5 protein-coding genes are annotated in these 4,967 nt (G+C 29.5%); 4 read left to right on the top strand and 1 reads right to left on the bottom strand.

Annotation, left to right across the window (positions count from 1 at the left end):
* The 4 genes from PLW95_07830 to PLW95_07815 form a co-directional block, all read left to right on the top strand.
* Nucleotides 1-247 (top strand): hypothetical protein (locus PLW95_07830; protein ID HOV22563.1); only part of this gene is annotated, 247 nt, incomplete at its 5' end.
* Nucleotides 248-1,288 carry a D-glycero-beta-D-manno-heptose-7-phosphate kinase gene (rfaE1, locus tag PLW95_07825; GenBank protein HOV22562.1) on the top strand — a complete coding sequence of 347 codons (1,041 nt, stop codon included), beginning with the start codon at nucleotides 248-250 and terminating at the stop codon, nucleotides 1,286-1,288.
* Nucleotides 1,285-2,034 (top strand): 3-deoxy-manno-octulosonate cytidylyltransferase, encoded by a 750-nt coding sequence (gene kdsB, locus PLW95_07820; GenBank protein HOV22561.1) that lies wholly within the window; start codon nucleotides 1,285-1,287, stop codon nucleotides 2,032-2,034. The genes rfaE1 and kdsB overlap by 4 nt, the downstream gene beginning before the upstream one ends.
* A gap of 23 nt (nucleotides 2,035-2,057) precedes the next feature.
* Complete coding sequence (locus PLW95_07815) at nucleotides 2,058-3,665, top strand: CTP synthase (GenBank protein HOV22560.1); 1,608 nt, start codon at nucleotides 2,058-2,060, stop codon at nucleotides 3,663-3,665.
* A 31-nt stretch (nucleotides 3,666-3,696) separates the two neighbouring features.
* Here the strand turns inward: PLW95_07815 and PLW95_07810 are convergent, their stop codons facing one another.
* The gene (locus tag PLW95_07810; protein ID HOV22559.1) at nucleotides 3,697-4,875 is read right to left on the bottom strand and encodes an aminotransferase class I/II-fold pyridoxal phosphate-dependent enzyme; all 1,179 of its coding nucleotides are present in this window, start codon (nucleotides 4,873-4,875) and stop codon (nucleotides 3,697-3,699) included.
* Between the last annotated feature and the right edge of the window lie 92 nt (nucleotides 4,876-4,967).

Below are 4,967 nucleotides of genomic sequence, written 5' to 3'. Positions count from 1 at the left end.
ATGGTGGCCATTACATCCAATTGGTTTTTTAATAGGGCCTGTATGGCTTATGGATAATTTATGGTTTTCAATTTTTATTATCTGGCTTATAAAAAAACTAATTTTAAAATATGGTGGGGCAAATATTTATGAAAAATTGAAATATTTCTTCTTAGGGTTGCCATTAGGTCTTTATACATGCGCTGGTATATGGTTTATAATTGATTTCTTTACAGGAAAACACGGGAATCAAATTTTCTGGATATAAATGGAAAAAGAAAAATTATCAAGGTTTTTAAGTCAGAAAAAGTTAAAAGAAGTACTTGAAAAATCACAGAGGAAAAATATACTTGTTGTTGGAGATGTTATTCTTGATAATTATATTTATGGTGATGTTTCAAGAATTTCTCCAGAAGCACCTGTTCCTGTGGTTGAAGTAAAAGAAGAAAGTTTCACTGCTGGGGGAGCAGGAAATGTTGCTCTAAATATAAAATCACTTGGTGGAAATGTGTTTTTGATAGGCGGAATTGGTAAAGATACAAATGGTGAAATTTTAACTCATATAATAAAAGAAAAGGGAATTGAAACATTCTTTCTTAAAAGGTCCCTTTCTTCTACAATTACCAAAACAAGAATAATTGGCAGAGACCAGCAAATTGTGAGAATAGATAGAGAAAAAAGAAAAGAAATATCTGATAAAGAAGTAAAACAAATTATTGGAAAAATTGATGAAATCGTAAATAATAAAATTGATGGAATAATTGTTTCTGATTATGGAAAAGGAATTATTACAAAAAAATTGATAAATTACCTTATTGATATTAAAAAGAAAAGAGGAATTATTCTATGTATTGACCCAAAAATTCAGCACTTTACTTATTATAAAAATGTTACCTGTTTAACTCCAAACAAAAAAGAAGCAGCAGAAGGAATGAAAGAAAACAACCCTGAAAGTAAAAACGAAATAATAAAATTAGGAAAGAAAATAAAAAAGAAACTTAAAAGTGAAATTCTTATTATTACTCTTGGAAAACAGGGAATGATTTTATTTGATAGAAAAAATAATATCTTTCATATTCCATCTGTCGCAAAAGAAGTATATGATGTAACAGGAGCAGGGGATACAGTTATTGCCTCTTTTACCCTAACTTTTAGCCAGACAAAAGATGAAGTTATTTCTTCAATAATTGCAAATTTGGCAGGTGGTATTGTTGTTGGTAAATTAGGAACAGCAGTTGTAACCAGTGAAGAACTTGAAAAATTTTTTGAAAAAAATTTAAATTCCGAATACATTAAAATAGAAAAATGAGAAAAAGAATAATTTGTGTAATACCTGCAAGATATGGTTCAGAAAGATTGCCTGGTAAGGTCCTTTATAAAATTGGTGAAAAAACAATGTTACAGAGGGTTTATGAAAGGGCGAAAATAGTTGGTATTTTTGACAAAATATATATTGCAACAGAAAGTAGGAAAGTCCAGGAAGAATGTGAAAAATTTAAATATGAAGTCATTTGGACATCAGAAAATTGTAGAACAGGAAGCGATAGAGTTGCAGAAGCAATTGGAAAAATTAAGGAAAAAATTGATATAGTTGTAAATATTCAGGCAGATGAACCATTTTTGCCTATTGAGGCAGTTAAAAAACCATTAGAAATTATGTTAGGAAACCCATCTATTAACATTTCTACATCTGTAACAAAAATAAGGGAAAAAGAAGACCTTTATAATCCTAATGTTGTAAAAGTTGTACTGGATAAAGAAAATAATGCATTATATTTTTCTCGTTCTTTAATTCCATATCCAAGAATTTATTTTAACCCGGATAAATTATATTCTTCAAAAAAAGTTGTTTTTTATAAGCATATTGGAGTTTATATTTTCAGAAAGGTATTTCTTGAAAAATTTGCAAAGATGGAAACAACCTTTCTTGAAAGTATTGAAAAATTAGAACAATTGAGAATTATTGAAAATGGGTATAAAATAAAAACAGCAATAGTTAAAAAGGACTCACCGTGTGTTGATACAATTGGTGATATAGAGAAACTTAAAATGTAAAATTAAAGGGAATATTTATAAATATGAAGAAAAATAAAAAATTTATATTCATAACTGGTGGAGTTGTTTCTTCCTTAGGGAAAGGGATTGCATCTGCTTCAATTGGCTCTTTACTTGAATCACACGGGTATAAAGTAACATTTTTAAAGTTTGACCCATACATAAATGTTGACCCTGGAACTATGAGCCCATTTCAACATGGAGAAGTTTATGTTACAGAAGATGGTGCTGAGACAGACCTTGACCTGGGACACTATGAAAGATTCACAGATGCAAAAATGACAAGAAAAAACAATGCAACAAGTGGACAGATTTACTATACTGTTATTTCAAAAGAAAGAAAAGGAGAATATTTAGGCAAAACAGTTCAAGTCATCCCCCATATAACAAATGAAATTAAAAAAAGGGTTTTTGACCTTATTGATAAAGTTGATTTTATAATTACGGAAGTTGGAGGAACTGTTGGAGATATTGAAAGTTTGCCATTTCTTGAGGCAATAAGGCAAATTCAAATTACATTGCCAGAAGAAGATACATTACACATACATCTTACTCTTATTCCATATATAAGAGCAGCAGAAGAATTAAAAACAAAACCAACTCAACATAGTGTTGGACGACTTAGAGAAATAGGTATTCAACCAAAAATTCTTTTATGCAGAACAGAAAAACCATTAGGAGATGAAATAAGAGAAAAAATTGCTCTTTTTTGTAATGTCAAAAAAGAAGCAGTAATAGAAGCAATTGATACAGACCTTATATATGAAATCCCTCTTATATTTGCACATCAGAAATTAGATAGAATAATTTTAAAATATCTTGGAATGAGAGGTAATAAAAATAACCTTTCCAAATGGGAAAATATAGTTAAGGCATTAAAAAACACAAAGAAAGAAGTTGTAATTGGAGTTATAGGAAAGTATATAAAATTGCAGGACTCTTATAAATCAATTTATGAAGCGTTAATTCATGGTGGAATTGGTAATGAAACAAAAGTAAGTTTTAAAAAAATTGATTCAGAAGATATAGAAAAAAATAGTGCAGAAAAATATTTAATAGATGTTGATGGAGCAATAATGCCAGGTGGTTTTGGATTAAGAGGCGTAGAGGGTATGATAAAAGCAATAAAATATATAAGAGAAAATAAAATCCCATTTTTAGGTATATGTTTAGGCATGCATTGTTCAATAATTGAATTTGCCAGAAATGTTTGTACCCTTCAAGATGCCAATAGCAGTGAATTTAATCCAAAAACCAAAAATCCAGTAATAGACCTTATGGAACAACAGAAAAAAATTAGCAAAATGGGTGGAACAATGAGATTAGGTGCTTATAGATGTGTTTTAAAAAAAGGAACAATTTCTTATTCCTCATATGGGAAAAATAAAATTTATGAAAGACACAGACATAGATATGAATTTAATAACACATACAAAGATATTATGGAAGAAAAAGGAATGGTTTTTGCAGGAATCAATCCTGATAACGGACTTATTGAAATTATTGAAATTAAGGAGCATCCCTTTTTTGTTGCAACTCAATTCCACCCAGAATTTAAATCAAAACCATTTGCACCACATCCCCTATTTTCTGCTTTTATAAAAGCGTCTATTTTGAATATAAAAAGATAAAAACATTCTTATATTTTTCGGGAAAAAATAACTAAATTATTTTTCTAAGTGATTTTATTGCTTGTTTAATTCTTTGTTCATTTTCAACCAAAGCCATTCTAACATAACCCTCTCCATATTTTCCAAAACCAACTCCAGGAGATACAGAAACATTGCCTTTTTCAAGAAGATACATTGCAAATTTCATTGAACCCATTTTTTTATATTTTTCGGGAATTTCAGCCCATATATACATTGTTGCTTTTGGTTTTTCTACTTTCCACCCAATTCTCATAAGTCCATTTACAAGAACATCTCTCCTTTTTCTATATGTCTCAACTACCTCATCTATATATTTTTGTTCAAGTCGCAAAGCAGTTATTGCAGCGACCTGGATAGGAGTAAAAATTCCATAATCATAATAACTTTTTAGTTTTGTAAGTGCCTGTATAATATATTTATTACCAACTGCAAATCCAACACGCCATCCAGCCATATTGTATGTTTTTGAAAGAGAATAAAACTCTATTCCAATATTTTTTGCTCCGGGTGTTTGTAAAAAACTTGGTGCTTTATATCCATCAAAACATATTTCTGAATATGCATTGTCATGTATTACAATCAAATTATTTTTCTTTGCAAATTTAACTACTTCTTTGAAAAAATCAATTTCTACCACTTGTGTTGTTGGATTATTTGGATAACTTAAAATCATACATTTAGGATAGGGAAAACGGTCATATATTGGATGAGAAAAATCAGGAATAAAATTGTTTTCTTTTGTCAATGGGATATCATAAACTGAGGCCCCTGCAATAATGGCACTATATAAATGGCTTGGATAAGTTGGATTTGGAATTAAAACTACATCTCCTTTATCAAAAATTGACAAGGACAGATGACTTATGCCTTCTTTAGAACCTATACAAACAATTGCCTCTTCTTCAGGGTCAAGTTTTACTCCAAATCTTTTTCCATACCAAGTACATATTTCTTTTCTAAGATGCGTTATTCCTTTTGATGCACTATATCCATGTACTTTTGGATTATCTACAACTTCTTTTAACTTTTCAATTACCGGTTTTGCTGGTGGTTTATCAGGACTTCCCATACCAAAATCAATAATATCTTTTCCCTCTCTTCTTAATTTTAATTTTCTTGCATTTATCTCCTGAAACATATAAGGAGGTAATTTTTTTATTCTTTCTGACTCTATTTTTTTCTTTTCCATACCTTTATTTTATCTTTATATTTTTCCCTGTCAATTCTTCGAATTGAGACATAATAAATCTACACGAAAGGGTATCGTTGAGACAAAAAAGA

Source organism: bacterium, assembly GCA_035370465.1.
Taxonomy (GTDB): domain Bacteria; phylum Ratteibacteria; class UBA8468; order B48-G9; family JAFGKM01; genus JAGGVW01.
The sequence above is the reverse complement of the archived record's forward strand: the minus strand, read 5'-3'. Positions and strand labels throughout refer to the sequence as shown.

Bases quoted from the DNA above. Each gene is read 5' to 3' on its own strand.
- rfaE1 (HOV22562.1), top strand. From the start codon at position 248: ATGGAAAAAGAAAAATTATCAAGGTTTTTAAGTCAGAAAAAGTTAAAA.
- kdsB (HOV22561.1), top strand. From the start codon at position 1,285: ATGAGAAAAAGAATAATTTGTGTAATACCTGCAAGATATGGTTCAGAA.
- PLW95_07815 (HOV22560.1), top strand. From the start codon at position 2,058: ATGAAGAAAAATAAAAAATTTATATTCATAACTGGTGGAGTTGTTTCT.
- PLW95_07810 (HOV22559.1), bottom strand. From the start codon at position 4,875: ATGGAAAAGAAAAAAATAGAGTCAGAAAGAATAAAAAAATTACCTCCT.